The organism is Streptomyces sp. G45 (assembly GCF_049542095.1).
GTDB lineage: Bacteria > Actinomycetota > Actinomycetes > Streptomycetales > Streptomycetaceae > Streptomyces.
Genome location: NZ_JBMUZU010000001.1, coordinates 1,493,312 through 1,514,937 on the forward strand (window position 1 = coordinate 1,493,312; position 21,626 = coordinate 1,514,937).

A 21,626-nucleotide genomic window follows, 5' to 3' on the forward strand; every position below is an offset into this window, starting at 1 on the left:
TCTGCGCCACCCCCCACCCCCGCGTCCTCCGCACGGCCCGTGCCGCGCGTCTCCCATCGCCTGGCCCCGCAACGCCCTGTTGAGCTTCTGGAGCTTTCCGTGACCGACGTCCAAGGACTTGCCCCTGCCCCCGTCCCCTCCGGAGGGCCCCGCCCCCCAGCCACCTTCCCCGCCCTGTTCCAGGCACGGGTCCACGAGTCCCCCGACGCCCCGGCCGTGGAGTGCGAACAACACCGCTGGTCCTACCGGGAGTTGAACGAGCGGGCCAACCGGATCGGGCACTGGCTCGGCGGCCGCGGCATCGGCCGCGAGCACCTGGTGGCGGTGGCCATGCCCCGCTCGGCCGAGCAGATCGCCGTGGTCCTCGGCATCATGAAGGCGGGCGCCGCCTACCTGCCCGTCGACCTCGCCTACCCCGACGAGCGCATCGCGTACATGGTCGGCGACGCCGCCCCCGCCGCCCTGCTCACCACCCGCGCCGCCGCCGGACAGCTGCCCGGCGGCCTCACCACCGACGTCCTGGCCCTCGACGCCCCGGAACACGAGGCGGCGCGGAGCCAGGCGCCCACCGGCGACCCGGCCACCGCGGGCGGCACGGCGGCGGCCGACGTCGCCCGCACGGCGTACGTCATCTACACCTCCGGCTCGACCGGCCGCCCCAAGGGCGTCGCCGTCACGCACACCGGCCTGGCCGCCCTGAGCGCCACCACCCGCGACCGCCTCGACCTCCAACCCGGCTCCCGCGTCCTGCAGTTCGCCTCGCCGAGCTTCGACGCGGCCTTCTGGGAGCTGGTCATGGCCCTCACCACCGGGGGCACCCTCGTCGTGCCCGGCGAGCGGCGCGTGGTGGGCGCCGACCTCGCCGCGCTGCTCGCCGAGCGCCGTGTCAGCCACGCCATGCTGCCGCCGAGCGTCCTCGCCACCCTGCCCGACGACACCGCGCGCACCCTCACCGAGCTGCGCACCCTCACCGTCGGCGGCGAGGCCTGCCCGCCCGCGCTCGTGGCCCGCTGGGCACCCGGGCGGCGCTTCGTCAACGCCTACGGACCGACCGAGACCACGGTGTGCGCCGCCGTCAGCGGCCCCCTCAGCGCGGACCGCGCGCCCATCGGCACGGCCGTCGCCGACAACCGGGTCCTCGTCCTCGACGACAAGCTGGCCCCGGTCCCGCCGGGCACCCCCGGCGAGCTGTACGTGGCGGGCCCGAGCCTGGCCCGCGGCTACCTCGGCCGCCCCGGCCTGACCGCCGCCCGCTTCACCGCCGACCCCTACGGCCCGCCCGGTGCGCGCCTGTACCGCACCGGCGACATCGTGCGCGAGGACCCCGACGGCCAGTTGGAGTACCTGAGCCGCGGCGACGACCAGGTCAAGGTGCGCGGCCTGCGCATCGAGACCGGCGAGGTGGAGGCGGCGCTCGCCGCCCACCCCAAGGTCCGCCAGGCCGTGGTCGTCGCCCGCGAGGGCCGCGGCGGCCGCGGCAAGCAGCTCGTCGGCTATGTCGTCCCCCGGGCCGACGGCGCCGCGGAGGGGGGCGCCGCGTCCGGCGCCGCCGTGGGCCACCTGTCGTACGACGCGGGCTTCGCCCCCGGTGAGCTGCGGGACTTTGTGGCGAAGCGGCTGCCGGAGTTCATGGTGCCCGCCGTGGTCATGGTCCTCGACGCGCTGCCGCTGACCCCGCACGGCAAGGTCGACAAGCGGGCGCTGCCGGAACCGGAGTTCCGGGGCGCGGCCTACCGCGCGCCCGCCTCCGTCACCGAGGAGGTGCTCGCGGGCGCGTTCGCCGAGGTGCTCGCCGTGGACCGGGTCGGCGTCGACGACGACTTCTTCGCCCTCGGCGGCGACAGCATCCAGGCCCTCCAGGTGGCGTCGCGGGCGCGGACGCGGAGCGTGGAGGTCACCTCGCGGCAGATCTTCCAGCACCGGACCGTGGCCGCCCTCGCGGAAGCGGTCGCCGCGCAAGGAGCCCAGGGCGCCGCGGTGCTCGCCGAACCGGAGGGCGGCGGCGTGGGCTTCATGCCGCTGCTGCCGGTGGCGCGGATGCTGAAGGAGCACGGCCCAGGCTTCGAGCGGTTCCTCCAGGCCATGGTCCTCGACCTGCCCGAGGGCGTCGACCGGGCCGCCCTCGTCGACACCCTCACCGCGGTCGTCGACCGGCACGACCTGCTGCGCTGCCGCCTCGTCGAGGAGGAGCCCGCCGGGGACGGCGGCCCCGGGCTCGTCGTCGCGCCGCCCGGCGCGGTGGACGTGGACGCGCTGCTGGAGCGCGTGGGCTGCGACGGCCTGTGGGAGACCCAGGACTTCCGCCAGCTGCTGCTCGCCGAACTGGACGCCGCCGCGGGCCGGTTGGACCCGGCGGGCGGGGTCGTCGCCCAGTTCGTATGGTTCGACCCGGGCGCCGGGAACGGGCCGGGGCGGCTGCTGATCGCCCTGCACCACCTGGTCGTCGACGGGGTGTCCTGGCGCATCCTGATGCCGGACCTCGCCGCGGCCTGGCGGCAGGTGCGCTCCGGCGCCCTGCCCCGCCTCGCGCCGGTCGCCACCTCCGTACGGAGCTGGACGCGGGCCCTGGTGCGGGAGGCGGAGCGCCCGGAGCGGGTGGCCGAGCTGGAGCTGTGGCGGTCGGTCGTCGAGGGGCCCGACCCGGTCCTCGGCGCCCGGCGCGTCGACCCGGCCACGGATGTCCGCGGCCGGGTGCACGAGACGCGGGTGCAGCTCTCGCCCGAGGTCACCGACGCGGTCCTGACCCGGCTGCCCGCCGCCTTCCACGGCGAGGTCAACGACGGCCTGCTGACCGCCCTCGCGCTGGCGCTGGCCACCTGGCGCGCGGCGCGCGGCGTCCACGAGCCGTCGGCGCTGATCCGCCTGGAGGGCCACGGCCGCGAGGAGGCGGCGGCGCCGGGCGCCGACCTGTCCCGCACGGTGGGCTGGTTCACCAGCGTCTTCCCGGTCCGCCTCGACGTGGCCGGACTCGACGTCGCCGAGGCCCTCGCGGGGGGCGCCGCGGCGGGCCGGGCCGTGAAGGCGGTCAAGGAGCAGCTGCGCGCCATCCCCGACAAGGGCATCGGCTACGGCCTGCTGCGCCACCTGAACGCCGAGACCGGCGCGGTCCTCGCCCCGCACGGCACCGGGCAGATCAGCTTCAACTACCTGGGCCGGTTCTCCGCGGACGCCGACATGCCCGCCCACCTGCGCGGCCTCGGCTTCACCCAGGCGCACGTCGCCGACCTGGACGTGCTCGACGCCGCCCACGACCCGCGCATGCCCGCGCTCGCCGAGCTGGACATCAACGCCTCGGTCACCGACGGCCCCGAAGGGCCCCGCCTGGGCGCGCTGTTCGAGGCACCGGACGGCGTTCTGGCCCCCGCCGATGTGCGGGAGCTGGCGGAGCTGTGGTGCGCCGCCCTCGAAGGGCTCGCCCGTCACCTCGCGGCACCCGGCGCGGGCGGCCTCACCCCGTCGGACGTGCCCCTGGTGCGGGTCGGCCAGGGCGACATCGAGGCGTGGGAGCGGCGCTACCCGGGTGGCGTGGCCGACGTGTGGCCGGTGTCGCCGCTCCAGTCGGGCCTGCTGTTCCACTCCCGGATGGCGAAGGAGTCCGGGGCCGCGTTCGACGCGTACCAGGTGCAGTACGTGCTGCACCTGTCGGGCCCGGTGCGCGCGGCCCGGCTGCGCGCCGCCGCGCAGGCGCTCCTGGACCGGCACGCCGCGCTGCGCGCCGCCTTCGTGCCCGGCCCCGGCAACGAGCTGGTGCAGCTGGTCGTCGACGGTGTGGAACTTCCATGGCAGGAACGGGACTTGCGGGCGCTCGGCCGGGACGAGCAGGAGGCGGCGCTCGAGGAGTTCCTCGCCGCGGACCTGCGCGTCCACTTCGACCCGGCCGCGCCGCCGATGCTGCGCATGGCCCTGGTCACGCTGGCCGACGACCGCCACGAGCTGGTCCTGACGGCCCATCACGCCCTGTTCGACGGCTGGTCCCTGCCGCTGCTCGCGCAGGATCTGCTGCACCTGTACGCCGGGGACGGCGACGCCGGGCCGCTGCCGCGCGCCCGCAGCTACCGGGACCACCTGGCGTGGCTGGCGGAGCAGGACACCGGCCCGTCCGCGCGCGCCTGGGCCGAGGAGCTGGCGGGCGTCGACGAGCCCACGCTGCTGGCGCCGCGCGCCGACGGCCACGCCGCCCACGGCACCGGCGTCGACCAGGTGGACGTCCCGCTGCCGCCGGAGGCGTTCCGGGACCTGGCCCGCCGCGCCGCCGACCTGGGCGTCACGCTCAACACGCTGGTGCAGGGCGCCTGGGGCATCCTCCTGAGCCGTCTGACGGGCCGCGACGACGTGGTGCTCGCCACCACGGTGGCCGGGCGCCCGCCCGCGCTGCCCGGCGCGGACGCGGTGGTCGGCATGTTCCTCAACACCGTTCCCGTGCGCGTCCCGTGCGCGCCCGGCGACTCGCTCGGCGCGCTCCTCACCGGCCTCCAGGCGCGGCAGGCGGCGCTGCTCGACCACCACCACCTGAGCCTGAGCGAGATCCAGCGCGGCGCGGGCGGGCAGGCCCTGTTCGACACGCTGATCGGCTTCGAGTCGTTCCCCCTCGACCGGGCGGGCATCGCCGACGCGAGCGCCGCCGCCGGGATCTCCGTCACCGGCATCCGCGCCTTCACCACCAGCCACTACCCGGTGACGGTGTTCGTCTACCCGGACGGCCCGCGGCCCCGGCTCACCCTGCACCACCAGCGGCATCTGGTCGACGGCGAGCGGGCGGCGGACATCGCGGACCGGTTCGCCCGCGTCCTGCGCCAGGTCGCCGCCGACCCCGAGGTCCGCGTCGGCGACGTCGACCTGCTCGCGGCCCCCGAGCGCGCGGCCCTCCTTGCGGGCCTGGACCGCACGGCGTCCGCCGACGTGCCGGAGGCCACCGTGCCCGCCCTGTTCGCCCGGCGCGCCGACAGCACGCCCGACGCGGTGGCGCTGCGCCTGGGCGGCACCGAGCTGACGTACCGCCAACTCGACGAGCGCGCCAACCGGTTGGCGCACCTGCTGCGGCAGCGCGGCGTCGGCCGCGAGTCGGTCGTCGGCGTGTCGCTGCCGCGGTCGGTGGAGTACGTCGTGACGGTCCTCGCCGTCCTGAAGGCGGGCGGCGCCTATCTGCCGCTCGACCCCGCCTACCCCGCCGAGCGCCTGGCGTTCATGCTCCGCGACGCCGCGCCCGCGGCCCTGGTGACCGACGCGGCGACCGCGCCGTCCCTGCCCGGCGGCGACTGCCCCCGCCTGGTCCTGGACGCTCCGGAGACGGCCGCCGTCCTCGCGGCGGCGCCCGCCACCCGCCCGGACACCGGCCCCGGCCACCCTGACCAGCTCGCGTACGTGATCTACACCTCGGGTTCCACGGGCACCCCCAAGGGCGTCGCCGCCACGCACCGGGACGTCGTGTCGCTGACCGTGGAGCGGCGCTTCCACGACGGCGCCCACGCACGCGTCCTCCAGCACGCCCCGCTGGCCTTCGACGCCTCCACGTACGAGCTGTGGGTGCCGCTGCTCGGCGGCGGCACCGTGGTGGTGGCGCCGCCCGGACTGCTCGACCCGCACACCCTGGCCGCGCTCGTCGCCGAGCACCGGATCAGCGCGCTGTTCATGCCCGCGGGCCTGTTCAAGGTGGTCGCCGAGGTGCGCCCGGAGTGCTTCACGGGCGTACGGGAGGTGTGGACCGGCGGCGAGGTGGTCGCGCCGGGCGCGGTCGAGCGGGTGCTCGCGGCCTGCCCCGGCACCGAGGTCGTCGACGTCTACGGCCCCACCGAGGCCACCACGTTCGCCACCTACCACCCGGTGTCCGGCGCCGCCGAGGTCAGCGACCCGCTGCCGATCGGGCGGCCCCTGGACTCCATGGGCGCCTATGTCCTGGACGCGCGCCTGAGGCCGGTGCCCGCGGGCGTCCCCGGCGAGCTGTACCTGACCGGCGCCGGTCTGGCCCGCGGCTATCTGAACCGGCACGCGCTGACCGCCGAGCGGTTCGTGGCCTGCCCGTACGGCGAGGCTCCCGGGGCGCGCATGTACCGCACCGGTGACGTGGTCGCCCTGACCGGCGACGGGCGGCTGCTGTTCCACGGCCGCACCGACGCCCAGGTCAAGATCCGCGGCTTCCGCGTCGAGCCCGGCGAGATCGCGGCCGCCCTGGAGGACCACCCGGGCGTCACCCACGCCGTCGTGGTCCCGGTCGCCGACGCCACCGGCTCGGGCAAGCAGCTCGTGGCGTACGCGGTGCCCGCGGCGGGCCCGGTGCCCACCGAAGAGCTGCGCGCGCACCTGGCGCGGGCCCTGCCCGAGTACCTGGTCCCGGCGGCGTTCCTGACCATCGACGCGCTGCCGCTGACCGCCAACGGCAAGGTGGACACGGCCGCGCTGCCCGCCCCCGAGTTCCACGGCACCGCCTACCGGGCCCCGCGCACCGCGCGGGAGGAGACCCTGGCCGGGCTGTTCGCGCAGGTCCTCGGCGTCGAGAAGGTCGGCATCGACGACGACTTCTTCGCGCTCGGCGGCAACTCCCTGCTCGCCACCCAACTGACCGGCCTCATCGCCGACAAGCTCGGCGTCCGCGTGCCCATCCGGGCCGTCTTCGACCGACACACGATCGCTGAACTGTCGCACACGGTGAAGGAAGCCGCGGCCACCACCGGCCGCCCCCGTCTGCGCAGGATGAACAGGAGTGGCAAGTAATGATCCCGTTGTCCTACGCACAGCAGCGCCTGTGGTTCGTCGACCGCCTCGAAGGCGCGTCGGCCACCTACAACGTGCCCTTCCTGGTGCGCCTGACCGGCGACCTGAACGCGGTCGCGCTCACCGCCGCCGTACGCGACGTGGTCACCCGCCACGAGAGCCTGCGCACCCTGTTCGCCGAGACCCCCGACGGCGTCCCGGCCCAGCACATCCTGGAGCCCGGCGAGTTCACCCTGGACGTACCGCTGGTCGAGGTGGCGCCCGAGGACCTGGACGCCGCCGTCACACGGGCCGCCGCCACCACCTTCACCCTGTCCGAGGACATACCGGTGCGCGCCACCCTGTTCCGCTCCGGGCGGCGCGAGCACCACCTGCTGCTGCTCGTGCACCACATCGCGGGCGACGGCCAGTCCATGGGCCCGCTCTCCCGCGACCTGGCCACCGCGTACACCGCGCGGGCGGCGGGCCGCGAGCCGGACTGGCCCGAACTGCCGGTGCAGTACGCCGACTTCACGCTGTGGCAGCGCGAGCTGCTCGACGACGACCCGGACGGGGTCCTCGCGCCCCAGCTCGCCTACTGGAGCACCGAGCTGGCGGCCGTCCCGCAGCCGCTGCCGCTGCCCACCGACCGGCCCCGCCCCGAGGTGGCGAGCCACCGCGGCGACGGCGTGCGCCTGAGCGTGGGCCCCGAGCTGCTGGCCCGGGTCGAGGCGCTGGCGCTGCGCGCGGACGCCTCGGCGCCGATGGTGTTCCAGGCCGCCCTCGCGGTGCTGCTCCAGCAGCTCGGCGCCGGGGACGACGTGACCGTGGGCGCCACCATCGCGGGCCGCCCCGACCCGCAACTCGCCGACCTGGTGGGCTTCTTCGTCAACACCTGGGGCCTGCGCACCGACCTGTCGGGCCGCCCCTCCTTCGAGCAGGTCCTCACCCAGGTGCGGGGCAAGGCCCTGGCGGCGTACGACAACCAGGACGCGCCGTTCGAGCGCCTGGTGGAGATCCTCAACCCGGAGCGCTCCACCGCCTACCACCCGCTGTTCCAGACGGTGTTCACCTGGGACTACGGCGGCACCATCGCGTTCGAACTCCCCGGCGTCACCGCCTCGTTCAAGCCGCTGGCCACCGCGACGGTCAAGTTCGACCTGGAGTTCCACTTCTTCGCGGACACCGCCGCGCGGGACGTGGAGATCTACGTCGGCTACGCCACGGACCTCTTCGACCGGTCCACGGCCGAGGCCATCGCCGACCGCTATCTGCGCCTCGTACGCCAGCTCGTGGACGACCCGGCGCGGCCCGTCGCCCTCGCGGACGTCCTCGACGCGGACGAGCGGGACCTGGTCCTGCGCCGCTTCAACGACACCGCCGTCGACGCGGACCCCCGGACGATCCCCGAGGTGTTCGCCGAGCGGGCCGCGCGCACCCCGGACGCCCCGGCCGTCGTGGACGGCGAACGGCGGCTCAGCTACCGCGAGCTGGACGAGCGCGCGGAGCGGATCGCGCGGCTGCTGGCCGCCCGTGGCGTGACCGCGGGCGCCATCGTGGCGCTGGCCCTGCCCCGCTCCCTGGAGCAGGTCACCACGGTCCTCGCCATCCTCAAGGCGGGCGGCACCTATCTGCCGCTCGACCCGGACTACCCCGCCGAGCGCCTGGCCTTCATGCTCCAGGACAGCGCGCCCGTGGTGGTCGTCACCGACACCGCCACCGCCGCCGTGCTCCCGGACGCCGACTGCCCCCGGCTGCTCCTGGACGCCCCGGACCAGACGGCGCAGGCCACCGCCACGCCGACGCACCACCCCGACCAGCTCGCGTACGTCATGTACACCTCGGGCTCCACGGGCAGGCCCAAGGGCGTCGGCGTCACCCAGCGCGGCGTGGTGCACCTGGCGCTCGACCGGCGCTTCGACGGCGGGGGGCACGAGCGGGTCCTGATGCACTCCGCGCAGGCCTTCGACGCCTCCACCTACGAGCTGTGGATCCCCCTGCTGCGCGGCGGCACCGTCGTCGTGGCGCCGCCCGGCCGCCTGGACGCGACGGGCCTCGCGCGCCTCGTCGCCGACCACCAAGTGACCGGACTCCTGGTGGCGGCGGGCCTGTTCAAGGTCGTCGCGGACGAGCTGCCGGAGGCCTTCACCGGCGTCCGCGAGGTGTGGTCCGGCGGCGACGTCGTCCCGTCGGCCGCCGTCGAGCGGGTCCTCAACGCCTGCCCGGGCACCGCCGTCGTCAACGCCTACGGGCCGACCGAGGCCACCATGGCCGCCGCCACCCACAAGGTCACCGCCCCCGGGCGCACCGGTTCCGCGGTGCCCATCGGCGGCCCTCTCGACAACACCCGCGCCTATGTCCTCGACGGCGCCCTGAAGCCGGTGCTCCCCGGCGTCCCGGGCGAGCTGTACCTGGCGGGCACGGGCCTGGCCCGCGGCTATCTGCACCGGCACGCCCTGACCGCCGAGCGGTTCGTGGCCGACCCGTTCGGGCCCGCCGGTGAGCGCATGTACCGCACCGGTGACGTGGTGGCCTGGACGGCCGAGGGGCACCTCGTCTTCCACGGGCGCGCCGACGCCCAGGTCAAGATCCGCGGCTTCCGCATCGAGCCCGGCGAGGTCGAGGCCGCCCTCACCGCCCACCCGGGCGTCGCCCAGGCCCTGGTCACGGCCCGCGCCGACCTTCACGACAGCGGCAAGCGGCTCGTCGCGTACGTCGTCCCCGCCGACGGCGGCGACAGCGACCCGGCCGCGCTGCGCGCCCATCTGGCGGACCGGCTGCCCGCGCACATGGTGCCCGCGTCCGTCGTGGCCATCCCCGCGATCCCGCTGACCGCCAACGGCAAGGTCGACCACCGGGCGCTGCCCGCCCCGGACTTCGCCGCCCAGGCCACGAGCCGGGCCCCGCGCACCGAGCGCGAAGAGCTGCTGTGCGCGCTGTTCGCGGAGGTCCTCGGCCTGGAGCGGGTGGGCATCGACGACGACTTCTTCGCGCTCGGCGGCCACTCGCTGCTCGCGACCCGGCTCATCAGCCGCGTCCGCAAGGCGGCCGGAGTCGAGGTGTCGCTGCGCGCCCTGTTCACCCACCCGACGGTGGCCGCGCTCGCGCCGCACCTCGACGGAACGGACGGCGGCGAGCGGACCCGGCCGCCGCTGGTGCCCGCCGCCGAGCGGCCCGAGCGGCTGCCGCTGTCCTTCGCCCAGCAGCGCCTGTGGTTCCTGCACCAGCTGGAGGGCCCCTCGGCGACGTACAACATGCCGCTCGTGCTGCGGCTCACCGGGGACCTCGACGCGCGGGCCCTCAGGGCCGCCCTCGACGACCTCGTCACCCGGCACGAGGCGCTGCGCACGGTGTTCCCGGCGACCGCGGGCGGCACCAGCTACCAGCACGTCCTGGACCCGGAGCGGGCCCGCGCCGCCTTCACCTTCACCGAGCGGCAGCTCGCGGCCGAAGGGGCCGAGGGGTCCGGGGGCGCCGACGCGCTGGCGGCGGCCGTCGCCGAGGCCGCGCGGCACGCCTTCGACCTGGCCACGGACCTGCCCGTGCGGGCCTGGCTGCTGCGCTCGGGCCCGGCCGACGCGGTGCTCGTCCTGCTGATGCACCACATCGCCGCCGACGGCTTCTCGCTGGCGCCGCTCACCCGCGACCTGGCCACCGCCTACACGGCCCGCTCCCAGAGCGCCGCGCCCGACTGGAAGCCGCTTCCGGTGAGTTACGCCGACTACACGCTGTGGCAGCACCAGCTGCTCGGCTCGGCGGACGACCCTCAGAGCCTGTTCAGCGAGCAGTACGCGTACTGGCGCGAGCAGCTCGCGGGGCTGCCCGAGCGCGTCACGCTGCCGACCGACCGGCCGCGCCCGGCCGTCCTCGACCACAGCGGCGACCTGCTGCACTTCGAGCTGGACGCCGAACTGCACCAGGGCGTCGTGGAGTTGGCGCGCGCCCACGGCGCCACGCCGTTCATGGTGTTCCAGGCGGCGATGGCCGGGCTGCTGACCCGGCTCGGCGCGGGCGACGACATCGCGCTGGGCAGCGGCATCGCGGGCCGCACCGACGAGGCCCTGAGGGACGTCGTCGGCATGTTCGTGAACCTCCAGGTGATCCGCACGGACACCTCCGGGGACCCCACGTTCGCCGAACTCCTCGGCCGGGTGCGCGAGACGGGCCTGGCCGCCCTGACCCACCAAGACATCCCGTTCGACTCGCTGGTGGAGAAGCTCAGCCCGGAGCGCTCCACGTCGCACCACCCGCTGTTCCAGATCGTGCTGGTCCTGCAGAACACCGAGCGCGCCCCGTTCGAGCTGCCGGGCCTGCGCATCCAGGCCGAGGGCGCGGCCACCGGCACCTCGCGCTGCGACCTCGTCCTGAGCCTCAGCGAGACCTTCACCGACAGCGCGCGGCCCGCGGGCGTCGAGATCACCGCCGAGTACTCCACCGAGCTGTTCGACGCGGCGACGATCGCCACCGCCGTGGACCGGCTGCGCCGTCTGCTCGCCACCGCCGTCGTCCACCCCTCGCGCCGCCTCAGCCAGGCCGACCTGCTCAGCGCCGAGGAGCGCCGTGAACTGCTCGGCGGGCACGCCACGGCCGGGCTCGACGTCGCGCCGACCACGTTCCCGGCGCTGTTCCGGGCGCGTGCCGAGGCCGCGCCTGCTGCCCCCGCCGTGGAGTCCGCGGCGGTGACGTGGTCGTACGCGGAGCTGAACGAGCGGGCGAACCGGATCGCGCACTGGCTTCGCGCGCGCGGCATCGGCCCGGAGTCCCGCGTCGGCGTGGCCCTGCCGCGCTCCGCGGACCAGGTCGCCGCCGTGCTCGGCGTGCTGAAGGCGGGCGCCGCCTATCTGCCCGTGGACCTCGACTACCCGGCCGACCGGATCTCGTACATGGTCGGCGACGCGGCCCCCGCCGTGCTGCTGAGCACCCGGGACGCGGCCGGGCGGCTCCCCGAGGGCCTGCCCACCGACGTCGTCGCCGTTGACGCGCCCGAGGTCGCCGAGGCGTGGCGCGAGCAGCCGGGCACCGACCCGGCCGTGCCGCTGGAGCCGTCCCACCCGGCGTACGTCATCTATACGTCGGGCTCCACCGGCCGCCCCAAGGGCGTGGTCGTCACGCACACGGGCCTGGCCGCGCTCAGCGCCACCCATGAGGCCCGCTTCGAGGTCACCGCGGACGCGCGGGTCCTGGCGACCGCGTCCCCGAGCTTCGACGCGGCGTTCTGGGAGCTGGCCATGGCCCTCGCGACCGGGGCGACGCTCGTCGTGCCGGGCGACGGGCGGATCGTGGGCGAGGACCTGGCGCGGGCGCTCGCCGAGCGGCGCGTCACCCATGTGACGCTGCCGCCGAGCGTGGCGGGCACCCTGCCCGACGACGCGCCGGGCGCCCTCACCGACTTGCGCGTGCTGAGCGTCGCGGGCGAGGCCTGCCCGCCCGCGCTCGCCGCCCGCTGGGCGCCCGGACGCAGCCTCATCAACGCCTACGGGCCCACCGAGACCACCGTGTGCGCGGCGGCGAGCGCGCCCCTGACCGGGGCCGGTGTGCCCATCGGCACGGCCGTCGTCGACACCCGCCTCCTTGTCCTCGACGACCGGCTCACGCCGGTGCCGCCGGGCTCGCCGGGCGAGCTGTACGTGGCGGGCCCCGGCCTGGCCCGCGGCTATCTGGGCCGCCCCGGCCTGACCGCGGGGCGCTTCACGGCCGACCCGTACGGTCCCGCGGGTTCGCGGATGTACCGCACCGGTGACGTGGTGCGCCGGGGCGCCGACGGGCAGCTGGAGTACCTGGGCCGCAGCGACGACCAGGTGAAGGTGCGCGGCCTGCGCATCGAGCCGGGCGAGATCGAGTCGGCGCTCGCCGAACACCCCGGGGTCGCGCAGGCGGCCGTGGTGGTGCGGGAGAACCGGGGCGCCGCGCAGCTGGTCGGCTATGTGGTGCCCGCGGGCACGCAGGCGGCGGACATCGACCTCACGGCCGGTGTGTCCGTGAAGGAGCTGCGCGCGTTCGCGGTGTCCCGGCTGCCCGAGTTCATGGTGCCGTCGGCGTTCGTGGTCCTCCCCGGGCTGCCGCTGACGCCGAACGGCAAGCTGGACAAGGCGGCCCTGCCCGAGCCGGAGTTCACCGGCGGGCGGTACCGGGAGCCCGCGACGGCCGCCGAGCGGGCGCTCGCCGCGGTGTTCGCGGAGGTCCTGGGCCTGGAACGGGTCGGCGCGGACGACGACTTCTTCGCCGTCGGCGGCGACTCCATCCGCTCCATCCAGGTGGTGTCGCGGGCCCGCGCGCTGGGCGTGGAGGTGACGCCGCGGCAGATCTTCGAGTGCCGTACGGTGGCCCGCCTCGCCGAGGCGGCGGAGGCGTCCGGTGCGGCCGTGCCGGTGCTCGCGGAGATCGACGGCGGCGGCGTGGGCTTCGCGCCGCTGCTGCCGGTCGCCCGCTACCTCCTGGAGCGGGACGGCGGGCACCGGCGGTTCTCGATGGCCATGGTGGTGGACCTGCCCCTGGGCATCGACGAGGCGGGCCTCACGGCGACGCTCGCGGCGGTCCTCGACCACCACGACGTGCTGCGCTCCCGGCTGGTGACCGCCGAGCAGGACGCCGGGCCCGGCCTTGAGGTCGCCGCGCCCGGCACGGTCGACGCCGCCGCCCTGGTCCGCCGCGTGGCGTGCGACGGCGCCTGGGGCGACCCGGTGTGGCGGCGCTCCGCCACCGCCGAACTCGACGCGGCCACCGCCGAGTTGGACCCGGAGTCCGGCGCCATGGCCCGGTTCGTGTGGTTCGACGCGGGCCCGGACACCGCGGGGCGCCTCATCGTGGTCCTGCACCACCTGGTGGTCGACGGCGTGTCCTGGCGCATTCTGCTGCCCGACCTCGCCGAGGCCTGGGCGGCGGTCCGCGAGTGCCGCACCCCGGTGCTCGCGCCGGTCTCCACCTCCGTACGCCAGTGGGCGCACGCCCTGGTCGAGGAGGCCGCGCGCCCCGAGCGGGCGGCGGAGCTGGAGCTGTGGCGGTCCGTCGTCGAGGGCCCCGACCCGCTGCTCGGGTCCCGGCCGCTGGACCCGGCCGTGGACACGCGCGCCACCATGGACACCGTCGAGGTGGGCCTGCCCGCGGACGCCACCGAGGCGCTGCTCACGGCGGTGCCCGCCGCGTTCCACGGCGGCGTCGACGACGGCCTGCTCACCGGCCTCGCGCTGGCGCTCGCCACCTGGCGGGCGCGGCGCGGCGTCGACGAGACGTCCGCGCTGGTCCGCCTGGAGGGCCACGGCCGCGAGGAGGGCGCCGTGCCCGGCGCCGACCTGTCCCGCACGGTGGGCTGGTTCACCAGCGTGTACCCGGTCCGCCTGGACGTCGGCGGCTGCGACCTGGCCGACGCCGTCGCGGGCGGACCGGCCGCCGGTGCCGCCGTCAAGGCGGTCAAGGAGCAACTCCTCGCCGTGCCCGACAAGGGCATCGGCTACGGCCTGCTGCGCCACCTCAACGCCGCGACCGCCGACGCCCTCGCGGGCCGCGGGGACGGGCAGATCACCTTCAACTACCTGGGCCGGTTCACCACCGAGGACATGCCTCAGTCGCTGCGGGGCCTGGGCTTCACGCTGTCCCCCGACGCCCAGGACCTGGCCGTCGGCCTGGACGCCGACATGCCCGCGTTCGCGTCCGTGGAGATCAACGCGTACGTCCTGGACTCCGCCGAAGGGCCGCGCCTGACCGCCGAGTTCGGCTTCCCCGCCGGGCTGCTCGCCGCGGACGACGTGCGGGAGCTGGCGGAGCTGTGGCGCACCGCCCTGGAGGGCCTGGCCCGGCACGCGGCCGCGCCGGGCGCGGGCGGCCTGACCCCGTCGGACGTGCCGCTCGTCGAGGTCACCCAGGGCGACCTGGAGCGCTGGGAGGCGCGCTACCCGGGCCTGAAGGACGTGTGGCCGCTGACCGCGACGCAGTCCGGCATCCTGTTCCACAGCATGCTGGCGGACGTGTCCTTCGACGCGTACCACATGCAGTTCGTGTTCCACCTGACCGGCGCCGTGGACGCGGAGCGGATGCGGGCCGCCGCGCAGGGCCTGCTGGACCGGCACGCCAACCTGCGCACCGCGTTCGCCACCGGCTCGTCGGGCGAGCAGGTGCAGCTCGTCCTGGGCCGGGTGGCGCTGCCGTGGCTGGCCGTGGACCTGCGGAACGTGCCGCGGGGCGACCGGGAGGAGCGGTTCGAGCGGCTGCTCGCCGGGGACCTGGCCGCGCACTTCGACCCGGCCGTGCCGCCGCTGCTGCGGATGACCCTGGTCCTGATGGCCGACGACCGCGCGGAGCTGGTGCTCACCGCCAACCACGCGCTGCTCGACGGCTGGTCGCTGCCGCTGCTGCTGAAGGACCTGCTGCGCGGGTACGCCGCGGACGGCGACGTCTCGGCGCTGCCCCGGGTGCGGCCGTACCGGGACTTCCTGGACTGGCTCGGGCGGCAGGACCGCGCGGCGGCGGCCCGCGCCTGGGCGGCGGAGCTGGCCGGTCTCGACGAGCCGACGATGCTGGCGCCCGCCGCGAGCGCCGCGCCCGCCGGTGAGCAGACCGGGCTCGGCCAGCTCGACGTGCCCCTCGACCCCGAGGTGTCCCGCCAGCTGTCCGTGCGCGCGAGCGAGTTGGGCGTCACCGTCAACACGCTGCTCCAGGGCGCCTGGGGCGTGCTGCTCGGCGCGCTGACGGGGCGTCAGGACGTGGTGTTCGGCGCGACCGTCTCCGGCCGTCCGCCGCAGGTGGCGGGGTCCGACGACATGGTCGGCCTGTTCATCAACACGCTGCCCGTGCGGGTGGAGTTCTCGCCGCGCGCCACGCTCGCGGAGGTCCTCGCCGCCCTCCAGGAGCGGCAGGCCGCCCTGATGGACCACCATCACCACGGCCTCAGCGAGATCCACGAGGCCACGGGCCTCGGCACGCTCTTCGACACCATGGTGGTCTTCGAGTCGTACCCGGTGGACCGCGAGGGCATGGCCGACGCGCACGCCGAGGCGGGCGTCGCCGTGACCGGTATCCGCCCGTCCAACGGCACCCACTACCCGCTCGCGGTGTTCGGCATGGCCGACCCGTACCTGCGGGTGGCGCTCCAGTACCAGGACGGCCTGTTCACCGCCGAGCAGGCCGAGCGGATCGGCGCGCGGCTCGCTCGCGTCCTGACCCGGCTCGCCGCCGACCCGCACACGCCGCTGCCCCGCCTGGACCTGCTGGAGGAGGCCGAACGCGACCTGGTGCTCAGGGAGTTCAACGCCACCGCCACGGAGGTGCCCGAGCGGACCGTCATCGCCCTGTTCGAGGAGCAGGCCGCCCGCACCCCCGAGGCCACCGCGGTGGTCCACGAGGGCGAGCGCCTGACGTACGCGGAGCTGAACGCCCGCGCCAACCGGCTCGCCCGGCACCTGGCCGGGCGCGGCATCGGCGCGGACCGCCTGGCCGCGGTGGTCCTGCCGCGCACCCCCGACCTGGTGGTGGCGCTCCTCGCCGTCCTCAAGACGGGCGCCGCGTACGTCCCGATCGACCCGGGCTACCCGGGCACGCGCCTGGCGCACATCCTGGCCACCGCCGAGCCCACGCTGATCGTCACGGACTCCGGCGCCGCCGCCGTGCTGCCCGCCGACGCGCCCGCCGAGCGGCTGCTCCTGGACGCCACGGATGTCTCCGCGTACGCCGACGACGACCTCGGCGACGCCGAGCGGACCCGGCCGCTGCTGCCCGGCGACCTGCTGTACCAGGTGTACACGTCCGGCTCGACGGGCCTGCCCAAGGGCGTGGGCATCACCCACGCCAACGTCGCCAACGCCCTGCACGGCCTGGTCACGGCGGTCGGCGTGGACCGGGGCTGGAAGATGCTGGCCAGCACGTCGATCGGCTTCGACGTGGCCGCCTTCGAGCTGTTCGCCACGCTCACCACCGGCGGCTCGGTGGAACTGGTCCGCGACGTGCTCGCGCTCGCCGACCGGGACCACTGGGACATCGACGTGATCAGCTCGGTGCCGTCGGCGTTCGCGGAACTCGTCGACCAGCTCGGTGACCGGATCGCACCCAAGTCGCTGGTGTTCGCCGGTGAGGCGCTGCCGCCCGCCCTGGTGGAGCGCGTCCGCGCCCTCTGGCCGGACGCCCGCGTCGTCAACGGCTACGGCCCCAGCGAGACGTACTACGTCACCGCGCACACCCTGGCCGAGGACCGCGCGTACACCGCGGGCGTGCCCATCGGCCGCCCCCTGGGCAACCTGCGCGCCTACGTCCTGGACCCGGGCCTCAACCCGGTGGCGCCGGGCGCCGTCGGCGAGCTGTACCTGGCGGGCGCCGGGGTGGGCCGCGGCTACCACGGGCGCCCGGCGCTGACCGCCGAGCGCTTCGTCGCCGACCCGTTCGGCCCGACCGGTGAGCGGATGTACCGCACCGGCGACCTGGCCCGCTGGAGCGCCGAAGGACTCCTCGCGTACGTGGGCCGGGCCGACTCCCAGGTGAAGATCCGCGGCTTCCGCGTCGAGCCCGGCGAGGTCGAGGCCGCGGTGGCCGCCCACCCGGGCGTCGCGCAGGCCGCGGTCGTCGCGCGCGGCGGCGCGGGCGGCAAGCAGCTCGTGGCCTACACGGTGGCCGCTGGCGCCGCGCCGAGCGCCGCCGAGCTGCGGGCGTTCGTGGCGGAGCGGCTGCCGGAGTTCATGGTGCCGTCGGCGTTCGTCACCCTGGAGCGGCTGCCGCTGTCCCCGAACGGCAAGCTCGACCAGCGGGCCCTGCCCGCGCCGGAGCTGACCGGCACGGCGGCCTACCGCGCGCCGCGCACCGCCGAGGAGCGGGTCCTCGCGGGCCTGTTCGCCGATGTCCTCGGCGTCGAGCGGGTCGGGATCGACGACCACTTCTTCGACCTCGGCGGGCACTCGCTGCTCGCCACGCGGCTCGTCAGCCGGGTCCGCGCGGAACTGGGGGCGGAGCTGCCCATCCGGGTCGTGTTCTCCTCGCCCACCGTCGCCGAGCTGGCCGCGCACCTGGGCGGCGGCGGGCGGGTGCGGACGCCGCTGGCCCGGGTCGAGCCGCGCCCGGAGCGGGTGCCGCTGTCCTTCGCCCAGCAGCGGCTGTGGTTCATCGACAGGTTCGAGGGCCCCTCGGCCACGTACAACACGCCGTTCCCGCTGCGGCTGCGCGGCGCGCTCGACACCGGCGCGCTCGCGGCGGCCGTGCGGGACGTGGTGGTGCGGCACGAGAGCCTGCGCACGGTGTTCGCCGAGGACGACACCGGCACCCCCTACCAGCGGGTGCTGCCCGCCGCCGAGGTGCGCCTGGACGTGCCCGTGGAGGACGTCCCGGCCGACGGGGTGCGCGCGGCGATCGCCGCGTTCTCGGCCCACCGCTTCGACCTGGCGCGGGAGATCCCGGTGCGGGCCGTGCTGCTGCGGGTGGCCGACGACGACCACGTCCTGGCCCTGATGACCCATCACATCGCCAGTGACGGCTCGTCGATGACGCCGCTGTTCCGCGATCTGACCACCGCGTACGCGGCCCGCCGCGACGGCCGGTCCCCGGCGTTCGCCGAACTGCCGGTGAGCTACGTCGACTACGCGCTGTGGCAGCGGGAGCTGCTGGGCTCCGAGGACGACCCCGGCAGCCTGCTGTCCACCCAGTTCGGCTACTGGCGCGAGGAGTTGGCGGGGGTGCCGCAGCCGCTGCACCTGCCCGCCGACCGGCCGCGCCCGGAGCGGGCGAGCTACCGGGGCGACGCGGTCGACCTGCCGCCGCTGGCGCCGGACGTGGTGGCGCGCGTGGAGGAGCTGGCCCGGGAGCGCGGCGCGACCGCGTCGATCGTGCTCCAGGCGGCGCTCGCGGTGCTGCTGGGCGCCCTGAGCGGCGAGGACGACGTCACCATCGGCTCGCCGATCGCGGGCCGCACCGACGAGGGCCTCACCGACCTGGTCGGCTTCTTCGTCAACACCTGGGTGCTGCGGGCGCGGCTCGCGGGCGGGGCCTCCTTCACGGACCTCGTCGACCAGGTCCGGGCGAAGTCCCTGGCCGCGTACGACCACCAGGACGTGCCGTTCGAGCGCCTGGTGGAGATCCTGAGGCCGGAGCGGTCGACGGCGTACTCGCCGCTGTTCCAGGTGGTGTTCGCCTGGCAGAACTTCGACCGCACGCCCATCGAACTGCCCGGCCTGGAGGCGGAGTTCGAGGCGGTCCACAACGGCACCGCGAAGTACGACCTGTCCTTCAACCTGGCCGAGCTGCCGGGCCAGGGCGTGGTGGGCGCCCTGGAGTACGCCACCGACCTGTTCGACCGGTCGACGGCCGAGGCCCTCGGCGAGCGGTTCGTCCGCCTGGTGGGGCGCCTGGTGGCCGAGCCGCACACGCCGCTCAGCCGCGTCGACGTCCTCGCCGGAACCGAACGCGACCTGCTGCTGCGCCAGTTCAACGACACCGGCGTCACGGCCGACGACCGGACCGTGGACCAGCTGTTCGCCGCCCGGGTCGCCGAGACGCCCGACGCGCCCGCCCTCGTCGACGGCGAGCGGCGGCTGACCTACCGGGAGCTGGACGAGCGCGCCGAGCGGGTCGCCCGGGTCCTGGCCGCCCGCGGCGTGGGCCGCGACGCGGTGGTCGGCTACGCCCTGCCCCGCTCGGCCGACCAGGTCACCACGGTCCTCGCCATCGTCAAGGCGGGCGGCGCCTATCTGCCGCTCGACCCGGACTACCCGGCCGACCGGCTCGCGTACATGCTCGCGGACGCCGCGCCCGCCCTGGTCGTGACGGACTCCGCGACCGCCGCCGCGCTCCCGGACGCGGACTGCCCGCGGCTCGTCCTGGACGCCCCGGACACGGCCGCGGAGATCGCCGCGGCGGCGCCGCTCGACGCGCCGCGGGCGGGCCACCCGGACCAGCTGGTGTACGTGATGTACACGTCCGGCTCCACCGGGCGGCCCAAGGGCGTCGGCGTCACCCACCGCGGCCTGGTGCGCCTGGCCACGGACCGGGGCTTCGACACCGACGCGCACGAACGGGTGCTGCTGCACTCCGCGCAGGCCTTCGACGCCTCCACCTACGAGCTGTGGGTCTCGCTGCTGCGGGGCGGCGCCCTCGTCGTCGCGCCGCCCGGCCGCCTGGACGCGGCCTCGCTGGCCCGGGTCGTGGCCGAGCACGAGGTGACGTCGGTGCTGCTCGCGGCGGGACTGTTCAAGGTGATCTCCGAGGAGCAGCCGGAGGCGTTCGCGGGCGTGCGCGAGCTGTGGTCCGGCGGCGACGTGGTGTCCCCGGCGGCGGTGGAGCACATCATGGCCGCGTCGCCGGGCATCGCGGTGGTCAACGGCTACGGCCCCACCGAGGCCACCATGGCCGCCGCCACCCACCGCATGACGGCACCCGACGAGATCGGCCAGGTCGTCCCGATGGGCCGCCCGCTGGACGGCACCCGCCTGTATGTGCTCGACGCGGCGCTGCGCCCGGTCCTTCCCGGCGTGCCCGGCGAGCTGTACATCGCCGGTGACCGGCTGGCCCGGGGCTATCTGAACCGGGGCGGCCTCACGGCGGAGCGGTTCGTGGCCGACCCGTTCGGACCGGCCGGTGAGCGCATGTACCGCACCGGTGACGTGGTGGCCTGGACGGCTGAGGGCCGCCTGGTGTTCCACGGGCGCGCCGACGCCCAGGTGAAGATCCGCGGCTTCCGCGTGGAGCCGGGCGAGATCGAGGCCGTCCTGGTCGCCCACCCCGCCGTCGCGCAGGCCGTGGTGACCGCCAGGGGCGGCGCGCAGGACACCGCGAAGCGCCTGGTCGCCCACGTGGTGCCCGCCGCCGGTGACGCGGTGGACCACGCCGCGCTGCGCGCGTACGCCGCCGACCGGCTGCCAGCGCACATGGTGCCCGCCGCGTTCGTCACCCTTCAGCGGCTGCCGCTGAACCCCAGCGGCAAGCTGGACTACCGGGCGCTGCCCGAGCCCGAACTGACCGCCGCGCGCGCCTATGTGGCGCCGCGCACCCCGCAGGAGGAGGTCCTGGCGGAGCTGTTCGCCGATGTCCTCGGCGTCGCCACGGTCGGCGTCGACGACAGCTTCTTCGACCTGGGCGGCCACTCCCTTGCGGCGACGCGCCTGGTCAGCCGGGTGCGCCGGACGCTGGGCGCGGAGTTGCCGGTACGGCTCGTCTTCGAGTCCCCGACGGTCGCGGCCCTCGCCGGGGCGCTGACGTCCGGCGTGTCGGCGACCGGCCCCACGGACCCGTACGGCGTGGTCCTGCCGCTGCGGGCCGGGGGCGAGGGCGCTCCGGTGTGGTTCATCCACCCGGGCAGCGGCCTGTCGTGGTCGTACCTGGGCATGGCGGGCCAGCTCGGGGACCGGCCCGCGTACGGCATCCAGGCGCGGGGCTTCGACGGCTCGCCGCTGCCGGAGACGTTCGCGGCGATGGTCCTCGACTACGTGGAGCAGATCCTCGCCGTCCAGCCGGACGGCACGTTCCACCTGGTCGGCCACTCCATCGGCGGCACCCTGGCGCACGCGATCGCCGCCGAGCTGCAACGCCGGGGCCACCACGTGCCGTTCGTCGCCGTCCTGGACTCGGCGCCGAGCACGCTGCTCGCCGAGCTGGCCCTGGAGGTGGACCCGGCGGAGGCCCGCGACTTCCTCGCGGGCTATCTCCCGGGCGGCGAGGACGACGGCGACCGCAAGGCCCTCATCGAGAACGGCGCGGCCCTGATGGTCGAACACGCCAGGCTGGTACGGGACTTCGCCCAGCCCCGGGACTACCGCGGCGACCTGCTGTTCTTCAACGCCACGCTGAGCCCCCAGGACTCGTACGCCCCGCTGTGGGAGCCCCACGTCCAGGGCACCGTGCACGCGTACGACATCGAGGCCACCCACATGGGCCTCACCGACCCCGACCCGGCGTCCCGCGTCTGCCAGGTGATCAACCAGCACCTGGAACCGTGAGACACCGCACGACCAAGCAACCTCACAACACAGACGACA

At 75.7% G+C, this 21,626-nt stretch carries 2 protein-coding genes; both read left to right on the forward strand.

Annotated elements, in window-relative coordinates; translation table 11 throughout:
• Positions 1–99 precede the first annotated feature (99 nt).
• Entirely contained in the window at positions 100–6,708 is a 6,609-nt protein-coding gene (locus tag ACOBQU_RS06025) for an amino acid adenylation domain-containing protein (RefSeq protein WP_423624855.1), read from the forward strand.
• Entirely contained in the window at positions 6,708–21,587 is a 14,880-nt protein-coding gene (locus ACOBQU_RS06030) for an amino acid adenylation domain-containing protein (protein WP_423624856.1), read from the forward strand. Before ACOBQU_RS06025 ends, ACOBQU_RS06030 begins: the two co-directional genes overlap by 1 nt.
• Positions 21,588–21,626 lie beyond the last annotated feature (39 nt).

Excerpts from the sequence above, each read along its gene's own strand:
- ACOBQU_RS06030 (WP_423624856.1), top strand. The coding sequence starts at position 6,708 with ATGATCCCGTTGTCCTACGCACAGCAGCGCCTGTGGTTCGTCGACCGC.